The sequence below is a fragment of the Psychrosphaera haliotis genome, assembly GCF_039523615.1.
GTDB classification, from domain to species: Bacteria; Pseudomonadota; Gammaproteobacteria; order Enterobacterales; family Alteromonadaceae; genus Psychrosphaera; species Psychrosphaera haliotis.
Window position 1 is genome coordinate 120,012 of record NZ_BAAAFQ010000004.1, and the last position, 21,343, is coordinate 141,354.

Annotated in this window: 17 protein-coding genes and 1 riboswitch; of the genes, 5 read left to right on the forward strand and 12 right to left on the reverse strand. The window is 38.9% G+C overall.

Annotated features, from left to right (window positions below; genetic code table 11):
• Nucleotides 1-2: 2 nt before the first annotated feature.
• Nucleotides 3-123: riboswitch (cobalamin riboswitch) on the reverse strand.
• Nucleotides 124-159: 36 nt separating this feature from the next.
• From ABD009_RS03230 to rluD, 6 genes are all read right to left on the reverse strand, one after another.
• Nucleotides 160-999 (reverse strand): helical backbone metal receptor, encoded by an 840-nt coding sequence (locus ABD009_RS03230; RefSeq protein ID WP_343822625.1) that lies wholly within the window; start codon nucleotides 997-999, stop codon nucleotides 160-162.
• Nucleotides 999-2,042 carry a FecCD family ABC transporter permease gene (locus ABD009_RS03235; protein WP_343822627.1) on the reverse strand — a complete coding sequence of 348 codons (1,044 nt, stop codon included), beginning with the start codon at nucleotides 2,040-2,042 and terminating at the stop codon, nucleotides 999-1,001. Before ABD009_RS03235 ends, ABD009_RS03230 begins: the two co-directional genes overlap by 1 nt.
• Entirely contained in the window at nucleotides 2,039-2,866 is an 828-nt protein-coding gene (locus ABD009_RS03240) for an ABC transporter ATP-binding protein (RefSeq protein WP_343822629.1), read from the reverse strand. Before ABD009_RS03240 ends, ABD009_RS03235 begins: the two co-directional genes overlap by 4 nt.
• Nucleotides 2,867-3,000: 134 nt before the next feature.
• A complete protein-coding gene (gene clpB, locus ABD009_RS03245; protein ID WP_343822631.1) occupies nucleotides 3,001-5,586 on the reverse strand; it encodes an ATP-dependent chaperone ClpB in 2,586 nt (861 codons plus the stop codon).
• Between the two features lie 123 nt (nucleotides 5,587-5,709).
• Nucleotides 5,710-6,474, reverse strand: coding sequence for a peptidoglycan editing factor PgeF (gene pgeF, locus ABD009_RS03250; protein ID WP_343822633.1), 765 nt, complete (start codon nucleotides 6,472-6,474; stop codon nucleotides 5,710-5,712).
• Nucleotides 6,449-7,438 (reverse strand): 23S rRNA pseudouridine(1911/1915/1917) synthase RluD, encoded by a 990-nt coding sequence (gene rluD, locus ABD009_RS03255; RefSeq protein WP_343822635.1) that lies wholly within the window; start codon nucleotides 7,436-7,438, stop codon nucleotides 6,449-6,451. Before rluD ends, pgeF begins: the two co-directional genes overlap by 26 nt.
• Before the next feature lie 129 nt (nucleotides 7,439-7,567).
• Between rluD and ABD009_RS03260 the strand changes: the two genes are divergently transcribed.
• The gene (locus ABD009_RS03260; RefSeq protein WP_343822637.1) at nucleotides 7,568-8,320 is read left to right on the forward strand and encodes an outer membrane protein assembly factor BamD; all 753 of its coding nucleotides are present in this window, start codon (nucleotides 7,568-7,570) and stop codon (nucleotides 8,318-8,320) included.
• Between the two features lie 109 nt (nucleotides 8,321-8,429).
• Here ABD009_RS03260 and ABD009_RS03265 read toward each other — a convergent pair whose 3' ends face one another.
• A complete protein-coding gene (locus ABD009_RS03265) occupies nucleotides 8,430-8,732 on the reverse strand; it encodes an ArsR/SmtB family transcription factor (protein ID WP_155695353.1) in 303 nt (100 codons plus the stop codon).
• A gap of 20 nt (nucleotides 8,733-8,752) precedes the next feature.
• Complete coding sequence (locus tag ABD009_RS03270) at nucleotides 8,753-9,130, reverse strand: response regulator (protein WP_155695354.1); 378 nt, start codon at nucleotides 9,128-9,130, stop codon at nucleotides 8,753-8,755.
• Between the two features lie 252 nt (nucleotides 9,131-9,382).
• On the opposite strand from ABD009_RS03270, the gene smrA reads away from it, so the two are divergent.
• On the forward strand, nucleotides 9,383-9,970 hold the full coding sequence (gene smrA, locus ABD009_RS03275) for a DNA endonuclease SmrA (RefSeq protein WP_343822640.1): 588 nt from the start codon (nucleotides 9,383-9,385) through the stop codon (nucleotides 9,968-9,970).
• A 45-nt stretch (nucleotides 9,971-10,015) separates the two neighbouring features.
• Here the strand turns inward: smrA and ABD009_RS03280 are convergent, their stop codons facing one another.
• On the reverse strand, nucleotides 10,016-10,756 hold the full coding sequence (locus ABD009_RS03280; protein WP_343822642.1) for an enoyl-CoA hydratase: 741 nt from the start codon (nucleotides 10,754-10,756) through the stop codon (nucleotides 10,016-10,018).
• A gap of 350 nt (nucleotides 10,757-11,106) precedes the next feature.
• Nucleotides 11,107-11,910, reverse strand: a complete 804-nt coding sequence (locus ABD009_RS03285) for a HupE/UreJ family protein (RefSeq protein WP_343822644.1) — start codon at nucleotides 11,908-11,910, stop codon at nucleotides 11,107-11,109.
• 175 nt (nucleotides 11,911-12,085) lie between these two features.
• On the opposite strand from ABD009_RS03285, the gene ABD009_RS03290 reads away from it, so the two are divergent.
• Both ABD009_RS03290 and ABD009_RS03295 read left to right on the forward strand, forming a co-directional pair.
• The gene (locus tag ABD009_RS03290; RefSeq protein WP_343822646.1) at nucleotides 12,086-15,430 is read left to right on the forward strand and encodes an amidohydrolase family protein; all 3,345 of its coding nucleotides are present in this window, start codon (nucleotides 12,086-12,088) and stop codon (nucleotides 15,428-15,430) included.
• Nucleotides 15,431-15,702: 272 nt separating this feature from the next.
• Nucleotides 15,703-16,434 carry a glutathione peroxidase gene (locus tag ABD009_RS03295; protein ID WP_343822648.1) on the forward strand — a complete coding sequence of 244 codons (732 nt, stop codon included), beginning with the start codon at nucleotides 15,703-15,705 and terminating at the stop codon, nucleotides 16,432-16,434.
• 178 nt (nucleotides 16,435-16,612) lie between these two features.
• Here the strand turns inward: ABD009_RS03295 and fba are convergent, their stop codons facing one another.
• Nucleotides 16,613-17,647, reverse strand: a complete 1,035-nt coding sequence (gene fba, locus ABD009_RS03300) for a class II fructose-bisphosphate aldolase (protein WP_330997733.1) — start codon at nucleotides 17,645-17,647, stop codon at nucleotides 16,613-16,615.
• Between the two features lie 172 nt (nucleotides 17,648-17,819).
• Complete coding sequence (locus ABD009_RS03305; protein WP_343822653.1) at nucleotides 17,820-18,554, reverse strand: alpha/beta fold hydrolase; 735 nt, start codon at nucleotides 18,552-18,554, stop codon at nucleotides 17,820-17,822.
• A gap of 195 nt (nucleotides 18,555-18,749) precedes the next feature.
• On the opposite strand from ABD009_RS03305, the gene pxpA reads away from it, so the two are divergent.
• Nucleotides 18,750-21,263: a 5-oxoprolinase subunit PxpA gene (gene pxpA, locus ABD009_RS03310; protein ID WP_343822655.1), complete on the forward strand. Its 2,514-nt coding sequence runs from the start codon at nucleotides 18,750-18,752 to the stop codon at nucleotides 21,261-21,263.
• Nucleotides 21,264-21,343: the final 80 nt, after the last annotated feature.

The following is a 21,343-nucleotide window of genomic DNA, read 5'->3' on the forward strand; positions in this document are numbered from 1 at the left end:
ATCATAAAGATAAAGTTCGCATTAGTTCCGGACTTGCGACAAGCGCGTACCGTTGCGGGGGCAGTGTTGGCTTTACCAACTTCCTAATTGCAAACTCAGTTTCCGGGTGGCTTATACAGTAAAAGATTACAAAAGCCCAGATTTACCTGAGGTTAAGCGCTATTTTGAGGCTACTCGCGCAATTGATTGACACAATAATTGTACTTCATCAATCCATCTTGGTGACCACCTTAAAAGCTTGTCACTGTCAGGCGATACAATAGCTCCATTCATCACGGCATTTAAATGAGTATAGTTTGACCAGTCCATGACCTGCGCAGGTGCTGTTTTAGATACGGGTTGTATAATAACGTCCATTGGCTGAGTGATAACCGATTCTAAAGATACTTGGGGATAGGAATTTATTGGCGTTTGAAATAGGTTTTTAACACCACATACACTAATAGCTTGGTCAACAATAGTACCTTGAGTTGCTGTCGTTAAAGGATTTGGCCAGACTTCCACAAAACCAATAAGGCTAACATTACTTTTAAATTGAACTTTAATTGCATCGTACTTTAGTTGTAAGGCGGTAGTTAATTCTTTTGCCGCTTGATTCCTACCTATTTGCTGACCTAAGCGTTTTATTTCCTTTAACATTTCACTAAAGTTATTAGCTGAAAATTGGAAGACCTTAATGTTTAAATCAATCAGTTTTTGTATGCCTTTTTCAGGTGTTCCCCCTTTCCAAACCACTACAATGTCAGGGTTCATTGTTACAATAGCTTCAATGTCTATGTTTAGGTAGTTTGAAACTTGTGGTAAGCGTTGGGCATCTTCAGGGTAAGTAGAGTGTTCGCTTGCTCCCATTAATTGTGGCCCGGCTCCTAAAGCGTAAATGATTTCCACAACATTAGGGGCTAACCCAATAAGAGTAGGCTTAGCAGAATCTGAAAATGACTCTGCAGATGCGAACGCAGAAAATAGTATTAACAAGCAGCTCACGACAAACGTTTTCATTACGACACTCTTCGTTTTAAAATAAGTAAAAAGAATAAGCTTCCACAGGCTGATGTTATTACACCCAGTGGTATTTCCTGATTAGGAATACTCACCCTAGCAATAACATCTACCCAAATTAGAAATACAGCACCAACAACAAAAACCATCGGCAATAACTGACGCATTTTTACAAAACCAAACCATCTAATTATATGGGGGATCATTAGGCCAACAAAACCAATTCCACCACAAAAAGCGACAATTATAGCGGTCATTGCTGAGGTAATTAATAACGCCAGTATCCTAACTAAATCGACGTTAACGCCTAAGCTTTTTGCTTGTTCATCGCCAAGTAGCAACGCATCGATATTATCTCGTAATAACCAAAGAACGATACTTGAGGTAATGACTGTAGTACTAACCCAAGTAACGGATTCTGCATTTGCAAAGGCGACACTGCCCATTAACCAGAATATGATTCGGTTTGCAGCCATAGGTTCAGAAACATATAGAAGAAATTGAGAAGCAGCTGCTAGCATAAAAGAAACGGCTACGCCGGTTAATATCAAGGTCTCTGTTTTTTTATAGGCTTTACTTATTGCAACAGACATAACTAAAGTGACCGACAGTAACGCTCCTAAAAATGCAAAAAGGCTCATTCCTATGGTTCCTAATTGAATATTTAAAACGTTATACAAAATTGCACCTAACCCAGCACCTGACACAATTCCGAATAAGTAGGGATCCGCTAAAGAGTTATTTGTTGAATTTTGCAAAACAGCGCCCGCAACAGCTAGACCTGCTCCAGCAAATAAAGCCAATAGCACTCTAGGTAGCCTAATATCCTGCACTATCATAGAATTTATTGGACTGCTGCACTGCTCGGTTAAGCAATACAGAACCTCACTAAAAGGGATATACACAGATCCTAAGCCTAACGCCAACGTGACAGATATTAACAATAACAACAAAGGCAAAAGTAGCTTTTGTACCTTGTTACTATTTTTAGACTTAGAGCCAATCAAATTTGATGTGTCGTGTTTATTAAATGGGCTAGTCATTGTTGTTGCTCTGCACTGTTGATAGGCTCTGCATTGTTAATAGGGTCAGATTCGGCTAAGCAAAAATACAAATAAGGTGTCCCCAGCGAAGACTCTTTTACGACCGTTTCTACCTTGTAAGTAGTTGATATTAGTTCAGCGTTTAGAACTTCCTTCGGCTCACCGTACTTCACTACTTCGCCTTCATTTATTAAAATTAAATAATCACAATAGTGACTTGCCATATTTAAGTCGTGAATTGTCATAATGACAGAGCCATCAAACTCTTGCAGGGTCTGCATCAATTCAAGTTGATGTCTAATATCAAGGTGATTAGTAGGTTCATCTAAAAGTAATGTTGTAGCTCCTTGAACAAGTGAGCGGGCTATTAATGCTCTTTGCTGCTCACCACCTGAAAGTGTGTTGAAGGGCTGACTTTCTTTATCCAAAAGCTCCATTTTTTCTAACGCGCTCAATATTCTATTTTTATCAGAAGAGTTAGAAAATGAAAATAACCCCTGATACGGTAAACGTCCCGCTAGTACGGCGTCGTATACACTGAGATCAAACGTTAGTTCTGGTAGCTGTTCTATAAAAGCAATTTGTTTTGCTTTGTCTTTAAGACCATATTGCAGGATGGGTTGGTCATTAAAATCAACGGTACCTTGGCTTGTTTTGATTTGCCCATGCATCGCTTTTAGTAAACTGGATTTGCCTGCACCGTTAGGGCCAATAATGCCAATGATTTTATTACGCGGTAAACTTAACGATATATTTTTAAGTATATCCTTACTGGCTAGGTTCCAGCACACACCGTTGAGTTTAAAAAGAGGAGTCGTAGGCAAAATAGACTTATCAAACAATTAGTTTTAATTAAGTTTAATAATAACCTACGACCTTAGGTTAGTGCCAATTTAATTAACTGGCACCACGTCTTATCAAAGGGCTATCACTAACAAGCGAACCCTTTTAACTTCTATTAGTTATGTCTGATAACAAAGTTATCGTTTATAACATCAATGGTTACACTATCTTTTGGTTTTATCTCACCAGACAGTAACGCTTGCGCTAAAGTGTTTTCAACATGTTGCTGAATAGCTCGTTTTAATGGTCTTGCACCATAAACAGGGTCAAAACCGGCTTTACCAAGCAATGTTAACGCCTCATGCGATACTTCTAACTCAACATCTTGCTCCGCTAAACGCTTTCTCAACCCAATTAATTGGATTTCTGCAATCTGTTGAATCTCTTGATTATTTAATGGATGAAATACCACTGTGTCATCAATACGGTTAATAAACTCTGGTCTAAAGTGCTGCCCAACTACTTCCATCACTAAGGATTTCATGTCATTGTAACTTTGCTCTGAGTTTTGCGCATAGCTCGACTGAATAACATCAGAGCCCAAGTTAGATGTCATAATAATAACCGTATTTCTAAAATCGACAGTACGACCTTGACCATCGGTTAATCGGCCTTCATCCAAAACCTGCAAAAGAATATTAAACACATCTGGATGCGCCTTTTCTACTTCATCAAGTAATATCACCGAATAAGGCTTTCTTCTAACGGCTTCTGTTAAATAACCGCCCTCTTCATAACCTACATAACCTGGAGGCGCGCCAATGAGTCTTGCCACTGAGTGTTTTTCCATAAACTCAGACATATCGATGCGAACCATATTATCTTCAGAATCAAATAAAAAGTGCGCCAATGCTTTAGTCAATTCGGTTTTACCAACCCCTGTTGGGCCTAAAAACAAAAAGGAACCATTTGGACGATTAGGATCGGCTAAACCGGCTCTTGAGCGTCGAATGGCGTTTGCGACAGCTTCTACTGCTTCGGACTGACCAACAACACGCGTGTGTAACTGGCTTTCCATTTGTAATAATTTATCTCGCTCCGACTCGAGCATTTTATTCACTGGAATGCCTGTCCAACGAGATAACACTTCAGCAATTTCAGACTCGGTGACTTTATTACGCAACAATGTCATGTCGTCCATTTCAGCTTGTGATGCAAAATCTAACTGCTTTTCTAACTCTGGAATTCGTCCATATTGCAGCTCTGACATTCTTTGCAAGTCACTAGCTCTGCTGGCCACTTCTAAATCTAAACGGGCTTGCTCTAGTTGCTCTTTAATGGTTTGAGTTCCAGACAATGCGGCTTTCTCTGAAAACCAAATCTCTTCTAACTCTTGGTATTTTTTCTCCAATTCCGTGATTTGGTCACGAATCAGCATCAAACGATTTTTACTCGACTCATCGGTTTCTTTGAGTAACGCATTGTCTTCAAGTTTAAGTTGAATAATTTTACGCTCTAACTGCTCTAACTCTTCTGGCTTAGAATCAATTTGCATACGGATACTTGAAGCAGCCTCATCAATAAGGTCTATTGCTTTGTCTGGTAATTGGCGGTCGCTGATATAGCGATTTGATAAACTCGCTGCGGCAACAATTGCAGGGTCAGTAATGTCTACTGAGTGATGAATCTCATAACGCTCTTTTAAGCCTCGTAAAATCGCAATAGTATCTTCTACATTAGGCTCATCAACTTGAACCTTCTGAAAACGTCGCTCTAATGCCGCATCTTTTTCAATGTATTGTCTATACTCGTCCAATGTTGTTGCGCCAACACAGTGCAACTCACCACGCGCTAAAGCTGGCTTCAACATATTGCTCGCGTCCATCGCACCATCTGATTTACCAGCGCCCACCATAGTATGAATTTCATCGATAAAGAGAATAACTCTGCCTTCTTCTTTACCTAGTTCATTTAATACCGACTTCAAACGCTCTTCAAATTCGCCACGGTATTTTGCTCCCGCAACCAAAGAACCAAAGTCTAACGACAATACGCGTTTATTTTTCAAGCCTTCAGGCACTTCGCCGTTGATAATACGCTGTGCTAAACCTTCGACAATTGCCGTTTTACCAACGCCTGGCTCACCTATCAGTACAGGATTGTTTTTCGTTCTGCGTTGTAATACCTGGATAGTACGTCTGATCTCTTGGTCTCGTCCTATAACTGGGTCCAACTTGCCTTGTTCCGCCCTAGCAGTGAGGTCAACGGTATACTTTTCTAACGACTGACGGGTATCTTCCGCATTTTGGTCTTCTACTTTTTGGCCGCCTCGAACCGAGTCGATGGCTTTTTCAACGTTTTCGCGCGTCAAACCTATTAACTTAAATATCTGGTGAATACTTCCGTTCTCATCAAATAAAGCCAATAGAAAGACTTCGCTACTTATAAACTTGTCTTTGCGTTTCTGAGTAATTTTGTCTGATATATTTAAAACAGCAGCTGTTGCTCTAGATAATTGCACGTCACCGGCAAAGCCAGTTACCGTTGGAACTTTCTCCAACTCTCTGGATAATTTAGTACGCAACTCTGATACGTTGACACTGGCGTGATTTAAAATTGCTATTACTGAGCTATTTTCTTGGTTGATAAGGGAATGCAATATATGAATAGGTTCAATGTATTGATGATCTCGACCTACTGCTAATGACTGCGCATCTGCAATGGCCTGTTGAAACTTATTCGTTAGTCTATCTAAACGCATCGATTTACCTCGACGTTAATTTGTTTTGCTTACTTACAAAATTAGGTCGAAGCGTCACTTTTTCAATGTTTATTTACTACTCAACATCAAATAATTGACATAAATCATTAATTTTACATTTATTTAACTATTTGACAGCCAAGCAAGTGTCGCGATTCGCCCCGTTTGACCTTCCTTACGATATGAGAAGTATTTGTCTGTATTAGAATAGGTACATTCACCAGAATATGAAATATTACTAATACCCAATTGATTGCACGCCAACCTTGCTAGTTGAGGTAAGTTGCCTAAATACTTACCATGACCATGTGGTGTAAACATATTATCTACACAACCAAATTTCTGTTCAAACTCTAATTTTACTTCTTGTCCAACTTCAAAAGCATTTGGTCCTATGGCCGGCCCAACCCAAACAGATAAGCTTTCAAGCTCAGTATCTACCGTGTTTAAAATTCTTTGCACACTGTTCGCTACGATGCCATTAACCAATCCACGCCATCCGGCATGAATCGTGGCGACAAAGTTTAAATCTTTATCGGTTATAACGATGGGTAAGCAGTCAGCGGTGAGCACAGCACATACAGTGTCTGTTTTTGAAGTGAACGACGCATCAACATCCGTGAGGTCATCATATTCGAGGGGCAGTTCAATAACATTGGTGCTATGAGTCTGATTTAACCAAAATGGAGAACTTGGTAAATTCAGATCCGTTTTTAGCATTTCTCTATTTGTAAGCACAGCAGACAACTCATCGCCAACATGAGTTGCCAAATTTAAGCCGGCATAAGGCTCAACGCTAGCTCCACCTTCACGTGCGGTGGTGCCAGCATGTATTTGCCTACTTAAATTTTTATTTAAGCCTTTAAAAGACGCCGAAGTCCATGTCATCTTGATTCTCTGTTACATCAGTCTTTAGCGCTTCTAACAAACCAACAAAGTCCTCAGGCAATGGCGAGTGAAATTCTACTGGCTCACCTGTAATTGGGTGATAAAACTTTAACATAGCCGCGTGTAAGGCTTGACGTCGATATCCACGTAAAGTTTGCAATAGCTCATCTGATGCCCCTTTTGGTGTCTGAACACGACCACCATATTGACTATCACCGACTAATGGATGCCTTAAATGAGACATATGAACACGAATTTGGTGTGTTCTTCCTGTCTCAAGTCTTAACCTGATATGTGTATGCGCTCGAAACTTACTAATAACTCGGTAGTGAGTCACTGCTTCTTTGCCCATTTGATTAACGGCCATATTTGTGCGTTTAGTTGGATGACGACCTATCGGTTTGTCAACACTGCCACCAGCCGTTAACCGTCCAAGACATACAGCTTCATACTCACGAGTAATGAGTCTCTCTTGCATGTCTGCAACAAGTTGCGTTTGTGCCGGCACTGTCTTAGCAACAACCATCAAGCCCGTTGTATCCTTATCCAAGCGATGAACAATTCCAGCTCGCGGAACAAGTTCAATTGCAGGAAAGTGATGTAACAATGCATTAAGCATTGTGCCCGATTGATTGCCGGCACCTGGGTGCACAACCAAATTGGCCGGTTTATTAATGATCATTAAATGATCATCTTCATAGATAATATCTAATTCTATGTTTTCAGCTTCATGATGAACTTCAACTTCCAGCTCTGCATAAATAACAATATCTTCGTTACCTTGCATTTTTTCACGAGCTTTTGTGACGATTTTGCCATTTACCAAAACTTTTTCGGCTAAAATCCAATCTTTTAGACGACTTCTTGAATATTCAGGGAACAAATCGGCAATTACTTGATCTAATCGTTTACCAAAATGCTGTTCATTTGTTTGTGCTTGTAGTTCAATAAGTTCTTTATTCATGATCTTTAATGTGATTAATATGAATTTGCCAGTGCATGCAGCATCTGACTGAGATAGAATGATGTCTATGTATTCATTCTACTCGAATTTTTACTTAACGAGAAAAGAAAACTTTCCAGGTTGAAAATAATGTTGAATTTTAAGTTTGTTCGTCACTTTAGTTTGTTAGTAGTTTTAAGCGGTGTGTTATCAGCCTGTACTTCATCTCCAGATGAAATCGAGCGTATTTCAGACCGTTCGCCACAGGCTAGATACCAAGATGCAAAAGATTTTATAAATAGTGAATTATATAATCGCGCTATTACTATTCTTAATGATTTAGAAAGCAGGTACCCATATGGAGCGCTTTCAAGGCAAGTTCAGATTGATCTGATGTTTGCATATTACAAAGCGGGTCGCTTCGATGAGGCACTACCAGCGATTGATAGATTTTTGAAGCTAAACCCTAACCACCCGCAAAGTGACTTTGTGGTATACCTTAAAGGCCTTGTTAATCAAGAAAAGGGCTTAAATGGATTTCAAGAGTTTTTTGGCCTTTCTAATGCTGATAAAGATATGGAGTCCTCTAGATCTGCGTTTGCAGACTTTAAAAAGCTAATCAAAAAATATCCAGATAGCATGTACATTGAAGATGCAAAAAAACGCATGGTGACTGTACTTAATCGTTTAGCAGAACATGAGATTGTGATTGCGCAATATTACATGCGCCGCTCATCATATGTTGCAGCAGTAAACCGTTGTAAATATGTTGTGGAATATTACAAAGACAGCGCATCTGTAGTACCGGCACTTAAAATAATGGTTGAAGCCTATGATAAATTAGGTTTAGAACAGATGAAGTCAGATGCAGAAACAGTGTTAGCGGCAAACTCAGCAAGCTAGAAACATTCTGGAACTGCCAATAAAAAAGGAGCTAATAAGCTCCTTTTTTATTGCACCAAATTTATATCTACAAAATCGAGACGATATTTAAATTAATGGATAACCCAAACTATTGTTTTTTGGGTAAGTACAAATCTTGCAGTAACATCATCATCCGAACAACATCTTTACTATCTAAAGAATAGTAAACCGTTTGCGATTCCTTTCTCGTTTTTACAAAGTTATGCTCACGCAGAATAGCTAAATGCTGAGACAGTGCTGATTGAGCTAAATTAACTCTCGCAACTAAGTCATTTACTGCAAGTTCACCTTCTAATAAGTTACATAGAATAAAAAGGCGATTTTCATTCGACATTATTTTAAGCAAAGACAATGCTTTAGGAGCACATTGGCGCATCTCTTGTATATTCATGTAAAGCTAATTCCTTTAACTTAGGACTGTGAAACGGTTTTTAACACTGAAGCTATTTTTCTAGGTGAGAACGGCTTTACAATAAAGCCCGATGCTCCTAACGCAATAGACTCTTTCACGTTATCTACCGTTCCATGAGCCGTTACCATTATAATATGCGCATTACTTTTAATGTTCTTCATATCTTTAAGTAAGGACTGACCATTTGCATCTGGCAGTTCAATATCTAAAAACACAACATCCGGTAAATTAGAAGTAAACTTATCTAGTGCCTCTTGTCCGTTTGCCGCTTGTGCAATATCAGTCATACCAAGCTGACTTAACGTCTCTTGTAACAACGCTCTCACAGAGCTAACATCATCCACAATAAGAACAGATGTAGCACTCAATTCAGACATAAACAGGTAGCCTCTTCAATATTTTCTAGCTCAAAGTATAAGGCTTTTAACCTGATACATAAAAATTCATTGTATATATGTAATTATAAACAAGTATAACAATATAGTTAACCGCACTTTATATTTAACTATTTCCCAACCACTTAAGTATAGCTATAGAAAAATAATCCTCCAATTTATGCATTATTTATTATCAAACTTTTCACGTAAACTTGTCGTATAAGACGGTAAGCACGTATACGGAGAAGACCTATGAATGAATTTAGTGAATTTATTACTGAAATGGGTGATGTAAAGCCAATAAAGCAGGGCAACAAAAATAGGCCCAATAATACTCCTAAGATAAATGAGGAAACATTACTACGCCGAAGAATAAATGCCGAACTATCAAGCGGCACAAATCAAAACCCGTTAACGACTGAGAGTGTCACCTTGCTTTCTCCTGACGATATTTTGTCATATAAAAAAGATGGCGTGCAACATGGGGTATTCAAAAATTTGAGGTTAGGGAAATATGAAATTCACACCGTACTCAACTTACATGGAAAGTCAGTCAAAGAAGCTAGGCATGAGTTATTTATTTTTACAAAAGATGCTCATAAACAAAACCTACGCTGTATTTTGATTCAACATGGCAAGGGGTTGCAAAGTCAGCCACACCAGGCCTTGTTAAAAAGCTATATAAACCAGTGGCTAACGCAGTTACCTATGACTTTGGCATTTCATTCTGCTCAACCATTTCACGGAGGCGGTAGCGCGACCTATTTGTTGATGAAAAAGAGCGATGAATCGAGATTAGACAACAAAGAGAAACATCAGAAACGAGGTGCTAACTTTTAGCACCTTCAAGTAATAGAAGAAGTAATTTAGGTTAGTTACCTTGTACTACCTTTTGAAAAAGCCCGCAATAATAGCTTTGCACTCATCGCTACCTAAAAGCTGCTCAAAGTATTTAAGTTCATGTGATATAACTTCGTTTATACTTTCTTTTTGAGAATCAATAATTAAACCTTTAGAAGCTCGTACCGATAAAGTTGGCAGTTGAGCAATCTGTAGAGCGACAGATTCTACTTTTTCATTCAGTTCTTCTGGCGACACAACATCATTCACAAGACCGAACTGCAAGGCATCATCAGCACTAAACTTATTCCCTAAAACCAAAAGTTCAAATGCTTTCACTCGACCCGTAAGCTTAGGTAAAATTGCACTAGATGCCGCTTCTGGGCAAAGGCCTAATTTAGAGAAAGGTAATTGAAAAACCGCATTATCCGCAGAGTACACTAAATCACAATGCATTAGTAACGTAGTCCCAATGCCAATAGCAGGGCCAGCAACGCTGGCTATTAAAGGCTTACTGAATGACACTAGTGCTCTTAAAAATATAACCGTAGGGTGAGCTTCTGTTAAAGAGCCGCCTTTGAGAAAGTCGTTCAAATCGTTGCCAGCAGTAAAACAGGTAGTATCCCCTTTTATAACAGCAACTTTAATAGCGTCATCTTTCTCAGCCATCATTAATGCAGAGGTTAAATCTTTATACATCTCTAATGACAATGCATTTTTTTGAGCTAAACGATCTATCGCAATGGTTAGTACACCGTTACTGTTTTTTGTATTAATAAAAGACATTATGATTCCTTTACAGCAAACCTGTGCTGTTTAGAGTGGATGACAAAGAGGATAAGGAGTTCTGTAAATAGAACTGCTTTTATAGGCAATAGCAGACAGATGTGCGGTGTATCACCAACACTAGGGATATAAATGTAAGCTTAAGTTTTTAAAGCTGAGTAGCGAACGTTACGATTGCTAAAATAGCAACAACTACACAAACATGACCTAAACCAAAACCTTTACTAAAAGACGATGAGAACATCTGCCAGACCTTTATTTTTATTGTTAGTAGATTCTTTTTGTTGGTGTTTTATTCACCAATCGATAAATTCAGTCTAATTAAATAAAAACAGCTTTACAATACCAATTTACAAAATTCTTTCAAAAAACCAAAATAGTCCCACCAATGCAATTATTGCTGACATTGGGACCTGAACAAACGCTCTGTAGCTTGGTTTTTGAGACCAAAAATAAAACACGGCCGTCGCGGCTAAAAGCACGGTTAACTGCCCGAGCTCAACACCAACATTAAAAGCAAACAATGCTGTTAAAAATGCCTCTTGCGGTAATCCAAACTCGCTCAGAACAGAAGCAAAACCTAACCCATGTAATAAACCAAAGAAAATAATAACCCACAGTCTTTTTGAACTCGTGTGTTCGTTGCGAATGTTATCAATGGCCATCCAGGCTATGCTTAAGGCTATTAGAGGTTCAACAATGCTGCCACTAAGTGAAATGAAACCTAAACTTGATAATACCAATGTAACTGAATGCGCTAGGGTAAACGCTGTTATTTGCCAAAAAAGCTTCTTGAATATTATTGTCGAGAAAAATAAAGCTAATACAAATAGAATATGGTCTAGACCTAATGGCAGAATATGAACAAACCCGCTCTTGGTATATTTTTCAATTCTCTCCATGTTAGTTAAACCATCTGTTACCGCTCTATCTTTGTTTTCTAAATTCGACATTGCGTTTAGCATTTCTTTAGATGGCGTCATCTTTTCGGTTTCTGCCGTTTCGCTAACTGTTTCGTTTGCACTATCTAGTTGACTAACTTTAGGGGTTGCCGCTACACCGCCTGAAAATAGCGCGGTTAAAGAAAGCACTGTAATAAAACAGAGCAGTTGAAAGTGCGTTAAAAATATTTTCTTATTATTGGAATGAGACAACTTTTTATTTCCCTAAAATTTAATTTTATCGTGACATTTTACCTCGAACGAAAAAACAAAACACCTCAATTAACCAACATAGTTGGCTTTTCATCGCAACTAGGTGACGGAAGCAAAAAAGCTAAGTACACTATTTTTATAGTTTTAATTAATAACAATACATCAGGGAAAACTAATGAAAAAAGCGATTAAGCTAACACTGCTTAGTGTTGCATTGACATCGGCCTATATTGCCCCAACGCAGGCATTTATCGCCGATAAAAGCGTAGCTGCTGAAGAGGCTGAAAAAAAAGACGACAAAAAGTGGGATGTTAAAAACCCGACTGGCGAAATGAAAACAGTATCGATTGATACTGATGAATCAACTTGGTCAAACTTAGACGTACACCCAAATGGCAAAACGATAATTTTTGATATGCTTGGCGATATTTATACAATGCCAATTTCTGGTGGTGAAGCAAAACCATTAGTTTTAGGCTTTGATTGGAATATGCAGGCTACTTATAGTCCTGATGGCAAAAAAATCGCCTTCTTAAGCGACCGTGATGGCATGATGAACGTCTGGGTTATGAACGCTGATGGTAGCGACCCTGTTCAAATTACTAAACAAACGAGCCACACTATCCATACACCAACGTGGAGTCCTGATGGTCAGTTTATCGCAGTAACTCGAGGCGTAATGTCGTCTCGCTCTGTTGCTGCCGGCGAAATTTGGCTTTACCACCATACAGGTGGAAGCGGCACTAAAGTTAAGTCTGGCTCTTATGGAGCGTTTAATCAGAAAAATATCACCGACCCTAAATTCTCACCAGATGGGAAATACTTATATTACACACAAGATGTTACTGGCGGTCGTGTTTGGCAATACAATAAAAATTCAACATCTGAACTGTTTAACATTATTAGACATGACTTAGATAGCGGTGAAGAAGAGCGTTATATTGGCGGCGCTGGTGGTGCGGTTATTCCTACACCGTCACCAGATGGAAAGTATATGGCGTATCTAAAACGCGAAGATACTAAAACCGTTTTGTATATAAAAGATCTTAAGTCTGGTGTAGACACGCGTTTGTATACTGAGATGGAAAGAGACCATCAAGAAACATTTGGTACAGAAGGTAACTACGCCTACTTTGATTGGACACCAAATAGCAAAAACATCGTTTTTTGGAGTAATGGTAAGTTTCAATCTGTAGACGTTAAAAACAAACAGGTTTCTAACATTCCATTTAACGTCAAAGTAGAAAAACAAGTACAACAAGCCGTTCGTGTTGCCGTTGATGTTGCTCCGGACAAAGTTAATGTGAAACAAACGCGTTGGGCAACCATGTCACCAAAAGGTGATCGTATTGTTTATCAAGCGCTTGGTAAACTATATGTTCGTTATGTTGAGTCTGGAAAAGTAAAACGACTGACTAAACAAAATGATCATGACGAGTATTACCCAAGCTTTTCTCGTGACGGAAAATACATTACATACTCTACTTGGAATGATGAAGACTTAGGTACAGTTAGAGTGGTTAAAGCACGTGGCGGCAAAGGTAAAGTTATAACGAAAGAGCCTGGGCACTATATGCAACCGCGCTTTTCTCCAAACGGCGAAAACGTCATTTTTAATCGCTTTACTGGTGGTTACATAACTTCTCCTGAATGGTCAATGGAGCCAGGTGTATATATTGCTGATGTAAAAGGCAAAAACATGAAGCGTGTTATTAAAAGTGGCAGTGATGCGCACTTTGGAGCCGATAACGACAAAATCTATTTCACTTCATACCAGTCAGGTTCGTACGGTACAAAACGTAAATTGGTTGAAGTTAACTTAGATGGTTTTGATCAACGCGATGTTTTAAAAGGCGACAAGGTTACTGAATTTAAAGTATCGCCAAATGGTCAATGGGTTGCATTTACCTATCAGTATAATGCGTATGTTGCCCCATTTTCAAAAGTAGGCACTTTACAATCAATCGGTCCAAAATCATCTTGGGTTCCAGTTGGTCAGGCATCTAAAACCAGTGGTTCAGAATTACATTGGTCAGCTGACAGCTCTACATTGCATTGGTCTAATGCTTCAACATTATACTCACGAAAAGTATCTGATACGCTTGAGTACCTAGCAAAAACTGATGAAGCATTACCAGAGCCAACGAGCACAGGCATTGATCTTAGTTTTGAAGTAGACGCAGATATCCCTGACTCTAAGGTTGCTCTTGTAGGCGGTAAAGTTGTCACTATGCGCGATGCTGATAATAATCAAGAAGTTATCGAAGATGGTGTTGTTTTAGTGGAAGGTAATCGCATTGTTAAAGTAGGCAAAGCGTCTGACATTAAGATACCTCGAGGCTTTAAAACCGTTGATGTTAGCGGAAAAACCTTGGTACCTGGAATTATTGATGCGCACGCACATGGCTCTCAAGGTACACGTCAAATTATTCCACAGCAGAACTGGAAGAACTTCTCTTCTATTGGCTTTGGTGTAACGACACTTCACGACCCTTCTAATGATAACCGCGAGATATTTGCCGCTGCTGAATTACAGCGTACGGGCAAAATTGTTGGCCCTAGAATTTTCTCTACAGGGCGAATTCTTTATGCCGGTTACTCGCCAGGTGCAACGGCTAAAATCGACGACTATGACGATGCTAAATACCACATTAAGCGTACTCAAGATAACGGAGCTGTATCAGTAAAAAGCTACAACCACCCTCGCCGTGATACCCGTCAACAAGTACTAGCAGCAGCTCGCGAGTTAGGCGTTAATGTAGTTCCTGAAGGTGGCGGTAAGTTATACCAAAACATGACGATGGTCATTGATGGTCACACAACTCTTGAACACTCTTTAAATATCCCTCGTGGTTATAAAGATTTAACTCAGATTTGGAGCCAAACTGAAACGGCATACAACCCAACATTTGTTGTAGCTTATGGTGGTTTATCTGGTGAGCGCTACTGGTATGACAAAACAAACGTTTGGGAAAATGAACGTTTAATGCGATTTGCACCTCGCTACATTATTGAGCCATTATCAATTCGTCGTGAAACGGCGCCTGAAGACCATTACAACCATATTGAAGTGGCAAAATACGCTAAGACATTACGTGACAATGGTGTTCGTGTTTTAATCGGCGCGCACGGTCAACGTGAAGGTCTAGCAGCGCACTGGGAAATGTGGATGATGGCTCAAGGTGGATTTACAGCATGGGAAGCGCTTCGTGGAGCTACTTATGACGGTGCCATTGCATTAGGTATGGACAAAGACATTGGTTCTATTGAAGCTGGCAAGTTAGCGGATATAGTTATCATTGAAGAAGACGTATTAAGCGATATTCGTAAATCTGAGTTCGTATCTCACACTATGATTAACGGTCGTCTATTTGATGCTAAAACGATGAACGAAGTCGTTACTGGTGACTATAAAGCAAAACCTCTATTCTTTGACCGCTTAAACATCAATGCAATGCCAACGGCAACTGCCACTGAGCTTAAGCAAAAAGAAGAAAAGTATCATTGGACGCATCACTAATAGAATAGGTTAATTTGACTTAACTATATCTAAATTCTTAAAGGGCCCTAGTGGCCCTTTTTTATTTCTCAGCTAAAGTTACTTTTTCATTTTTCATTTTTCATTTTTCATTTTTCATTACGGCAAAGCAAGGCCAAAAATTTTAAAGAAAACGCTAGTCATTCAATTTAATTGAACCACACCTTTTATTTATAAGATTTTACTAAACAATAAGTTAACTTTATTCTAATCACATAGAATATTTAACCCGCTTTATTTATAAGAGAGAAATTATGTTTGAGAACAAAGAAGGCTATACCATTAAAAATGTTGATATTGCTATTCAAAAAGGCAATCAATGGGAAACAGTAAGTACCGACAGCATTTTCAACAATCGTACAGTTATTGTGTTTGCATTGCCTGGTGCGTTTACACCAACGTGTTCATCAACTCATTTGCCTCGTTTTAATGAATTAGCTCCTGTTTTTAAAGCCAATGGTGTTGACGAAATTGTATGTGTATCTGTAAATGACACGTTTGTAATGAACAGTTGGGCAAGCTCACAAGAAGCTGAGAACATTACTATGCTGCCAGATGGCAATGCTGAACTAACCAAACAAATGGGAATGTTGGTAGACATGGCGCAAGCTGGTTTCGGCACGCGTTCGTGGCGTTATTCGATGTTGGTTAAAAACGGTGAAATTGAGAAAATGTTTATTGAACCTCAAAAACCAGGAGACCCGTTTGAAGTTTCTGACGCGGATACAATGCTTGATTACATAAACCCGGAAGCTAAAAAGCCTGTACCTGTGTCACTCTTTGTAAAGCCTGGCTGTCCATTCTGTACTGCGGCAATAGACATGTTAAACGAACGCAATATGCCGTTTGAAACTATTGTATTAGGACAACAAGCAACACTCACAAGTCTAAAAGCGATGACTGGCCGTGAGAAAGTGCCTCAAGTATTTATTGAAGGCAAGCTAATCGGCGGTAGTGACGAGTTAAAAGATTACTTTTCAGCTTAAGACCCTGAATCTCAAATCTGGATTTTCTGCTTTATATTAAAAAAAAGGTTATTCAACTTGCATTGAATAACCCTTCATATAAAAAACCTCGATAATAAAATGTATTTTATTCAACACACTTTACCAACGAGGTTTGTTTTATTTCTTCAAAGCTTTTTGTATAAGCTTTAAAAGGCTCTTAGTACTTAGAAACCATATCTTCTAAAGAAATAACCTTAATTTTATCTGCATGCCCTGCTGTACCAAACGCTTCATAACGATCAACAACAATATCTTGCATTGCAGTTACCGTTTTAGCTAGGTATTTACGAGGGTCAAACTCACTTGGGTTTTCAGCTAAGAACTTACGAACAGCACCAGTAGATGCTAAACGAAGATCTGTATCGATATTCACTTTACGAACACCGTGCTTAATGCCTTCAACAATTTGGTCAACCGGTACACCATAAGTTTCAGGGATTTCGCCACCAAATTCATTAATAATAGCTAACCACTCTTGTGGTACCGAAGACGAGCCGTGCATTACTAAGTGAGTGTTTGGAATGCTTTTGTGAATAGCTTTGATTCGATCAATCGCTAAAATGTCGCCTGTAGGTGGACGAGTAAACTTGTAAGCACCGTGTGAAGTACCACACGCAATCGCTAAAGCATCAACGTTTGTTTTAGCAACAAAGTCCGCAGCTTCTTCAGGATCAGTCAGCATTTGCTCTTTAGTTAGAATACCTTCTGCGCCGATACCATCTTCTTCACCAGCTTGACCCGTTTCTAATGAACCAAGACAACCTAATTCACCTTCTACTGAAACGCCACATGCGTGAGCCATTTCAACAGTACGGCGAGTAACATCAACATTATAGTCATAATCTGAAGGCGTTTTACCGTCTTCCATTAATGAGCCGTCCATCATCACTGACGAGAAGCCAAGTTGGATTGAACGCTGACAAACTGCTGGAGAAGTACCATGGTCTTGGTGCATACAAACAGGAATGTGAGGAAACTCTTCAATTGCAGCTAAAATCAAATGACGTAAAAAAGGCGCACCTGCATATTTGCGAGCACCGGCTGACGCTTGAACAATAACCGGACTGTTTGTTTTGTCCGCCGCGGCCATAATGGCACGCATTTGTTCTAGGTTATTAACATTAAACGCTGGTACACCATAACCATACTCGGCTGCATGGTCTAAAAGTTGGCGCATTGAAATTAAAGCCACATTCCACTCCTATCGAATTTCTCATCGTGTTGAAAGTTTTTGTAATCTATTTCGTAATTCTACAGAACGACTTTCAAAATGTCTTTCATCTTTTTTAATTTCTTTTAATTGTAGATTAAAAATTGGAAGCTATTTGATACATTCAGTTTATTCTCATTTAAGCTTTCGATGCTTACTTAGTGAAGATTGCAGCATTTAACGCATCAGCAATAAAGTCCGGACGCTCTAATGGCAACATATGCTTGCAACCGTTACAGAGCTTAATATCTACAGCAGAAGGTAAAGACTCAAACCACTCATAATTTAGTAGAGGGTCGGTGTCACTCGCTAAAAATTGAATAGAAAATTGACTTGCCGCATTCATAAACACGCCTTTAAGATCCCGTCGTTCACCCGTAAAGCTTAATTGATGCTTTAGACTTTCAACCCCGAGTTTTTGATCCATAGACTGAATCAGTTGAATCATACTTTCATCATCATGGTGAATTTCACTCAGCATGTATTTCACTCGACTGCTACTTGCTCCCTTATAGGGTTTTGCATCTATGTTTTGGATTATCCTTCGCCGTTGTCTCAATTCTCTACTTGGTAATGCGGTTGGTGTGTTTGAACAAATAAGTACTTTTAAATTAACTGTGCTATCAAGCGTTAAGTCACCTTCAGTTAGCGACGCCAAATAAGATGAGGCGATATAACCTCCCAATGAAAAACCTAACAAGAATACAGGTTGCCCTTCTTTCGCTGCGCTCTCTATAATTTTATGCAGTTTTAACAACACCTCGCTAAGTGGCATTTTAGGAATATCAAAGTGTGTGGACTCTATGTCTGATGACAATTGAGAACGAAGTTTGTCCCACAACCTGGAGTCACATTGTGTACCTGGAATTAACACTAATTTTGTTTTCATTTAAAACTCAGACATCTTTTTAATTTACACTTTCTTACTTCACATCTTTTTAATTCGCATCTTTTCAATTCACACCCTCTGCAATTCGCTTCTTTTACAATTCACACCGTATTACTTTTAAGCCTATAATGACATTGGCTAAAATAAAACGAAAGTCGCCGTAATTTGCTAAATAAAATGGATACAAGACGTTAAATGACCTTGAGCAAAAAGAACAATAATAAAATGTACTTAAACTGTGACTTAGGCGAAACCGAGTCAATAACACCTGCTAGTGTTGAACACTATGTTATGCCACACATTAACATGGCCAACATAGCCTGTGGCGGTCACGCAGGAAATGAAGAGACCATTGCACAAACCATCCGATTAGCTAAAAGTCATAACGTAATTATTGGTGCGCACCCTAGCTACCCAGATAAAAAGAACTTTGGCCGTTTAAGCCTTAAAATATCGAAGCAAGATCTCCTCGATAGTTTAAAAGAACAGTTAACACGTTTTATGCACGTTGCACGAGTTGAACAGTATTTACCTCAATATGTGAAACCACATGGAGCCTTGTACAACGATTTAGTAAAAGATAGTGCGATAGCAAAGACCGTATTGAAAACGGTTGCTGACACTAACTTTGCCAATCCAGATAGCATTTTAAAACTTATGGTTTTATCTTCTGCGCCGGCCTTTGTTGTTCAACTAGCAGAAAAATACTCTGTAGAATTAATCTTTGAAGCTTTTGCAGATAGACGATACTTAGCGAATGGTCAACTGACCCCTCGTTTTCTAGAAGACGGCTCAAAGAACCCACAAGCGCAGCTGCATTTTTTAGATGCCCTTCAACAAATTCAATTGTTAAAAGCGCATTCAGGCGTCATTGATGATCAAGGTTTACCCGTAAAAGTTTTGGCAACTTCTATTTGTGTACATGGTGATAACCCGCAAGCAGCCAGTGAAATGGAACTGCTAAAACTCAGTTTAAACAGCGAGTTAAATCTTGATATTTTAACCCCTACTTCATTCATATTTAGGTTAGCTCCTAACAGCAAGTTATCACTAGTTCAGCTTAAAAATGAGCTAGACAATCAGTTTAATGAATCTCTGCATGTTAGTACCGTCTCTTTTGACTCGCTGCTAATTGAGTCAAATTTGGCTCAAGAAGACATCAAAAAGATGTTATATAACGCATTTTGTTTAGCAAAAAATCTGCTGACCGAACACCAAAATCAAAAAGTGAACAATATAAAATTGCCTATTTATTATGGCGATGAAGTATCGTTAGACATGCCTCATATAGTTAAAAGTTCAGGTCTTTCAAAACAACAGATAATTGATTTGCATCTTAATTCAACTTATGACGTTGGAGCAATTGGTTTTGCTCCTGGCTTTGCTTACTTAAAAGGCCTTCCAAAGCAATTACAGTTACCACGACATAAAACCCCACGAGCAAGTTTACCAGCAGGTTCCGTCGCAATAGCGGAAGACATGACTGCAATATATCCACAATCGTCACCGGGTGGTTGGAATATTATTGGCCAATGTCCGTTGCCACTATTTGATCCTTTAAACGACAAATGCCCGATTCCTTATAAAACTGGCGACACAGTTTCATTTTATGAGGTTGATTTAGCTGAATTTAAAAAACTAAAGGCTCAATATTCTGGTTCTGGTTCTGGTTCTGGTTCTGCAAATCATGCAGACATCAATAAGCCTGTCCAAACACAGAATAAATCAGAAAATTCGGACAATATTCAAAACCCTGTTTTAAGAGTTATTAAAAGCGGCGCACTCAGCACAATGCAAGACTCCGGCAGACATCAAGTATCTCAATTTGGTATAGGAACATCAGGAGCAATAGACAAAACCGCTTTTTATTGGGCGAATAAATTGTTGGGCAATAATCGCAGTGATCCTTGTATCGAAATTACGCTTGGCAATGCTGAATTTGAGTGTCTAATTGACGGGTTTGTTTGCATAACAGGAGCAGAAGTAAAATGCTTACTCGACAATAAAAGTATACCTCAATGGCAAGTCATTCCTGTATCTGCAGGTCAACGCATAAAGCTTGGTTACGCCAAAACAGGGTTACGAGTATATCTAGCGGTTGCAGGTGGCTTTTTAAGTGAATCTGCCTTTGGCAGTGTTTCTACTTGCATAAGAGAACAATTAGGCACAGTACTAAAGAACAAAGATATTTTAGTTGCTACTACCCCGCCAACTAAAACAAGCAATGATAATGCTTCGGACGTGGGACTTCGAAAAATAAGTAAAAACATACGTTCGTTATCATTCAAGCACGTGCCACATTATCAAAAACAATTGGAGCTGAAGGTTGTAACTAGCAGTCATGCTTTTGAACTGGAAGTCGAAAACAGTAAATTGCTAGCTAGTTTTTTTGGAACAACCTTTCAGGTATCAGCCGATTCAGACCGAATGGGTGTGCGTCTACAGCCAATCGATAGCGCTGAGCCAAACAACGATAAATTAAACAACAATGAATTAAAACATACGCTTTCCATTTCACCTGAAGGTATACAACTTGGTGCGATACAAATAACCCCAGACGGCATGCCAATAATCATGATGGTCGATCGCCAAACGTTAGGTGGTTATCCCAAAATTGGAACATTAAGCCCTGAGGATATTAATAAGTTAGCGCAGGCTAGACCTGGGACTCATATTCGCTTCAAAGCAACATCAATCAGCGCCCAGTGAATTTTGAATTTTGAATTTTGAATTTTGAATTTTGAATTTTGAATTTTGAATTTTGAATTTTGAATTTTGAATTTTGAATT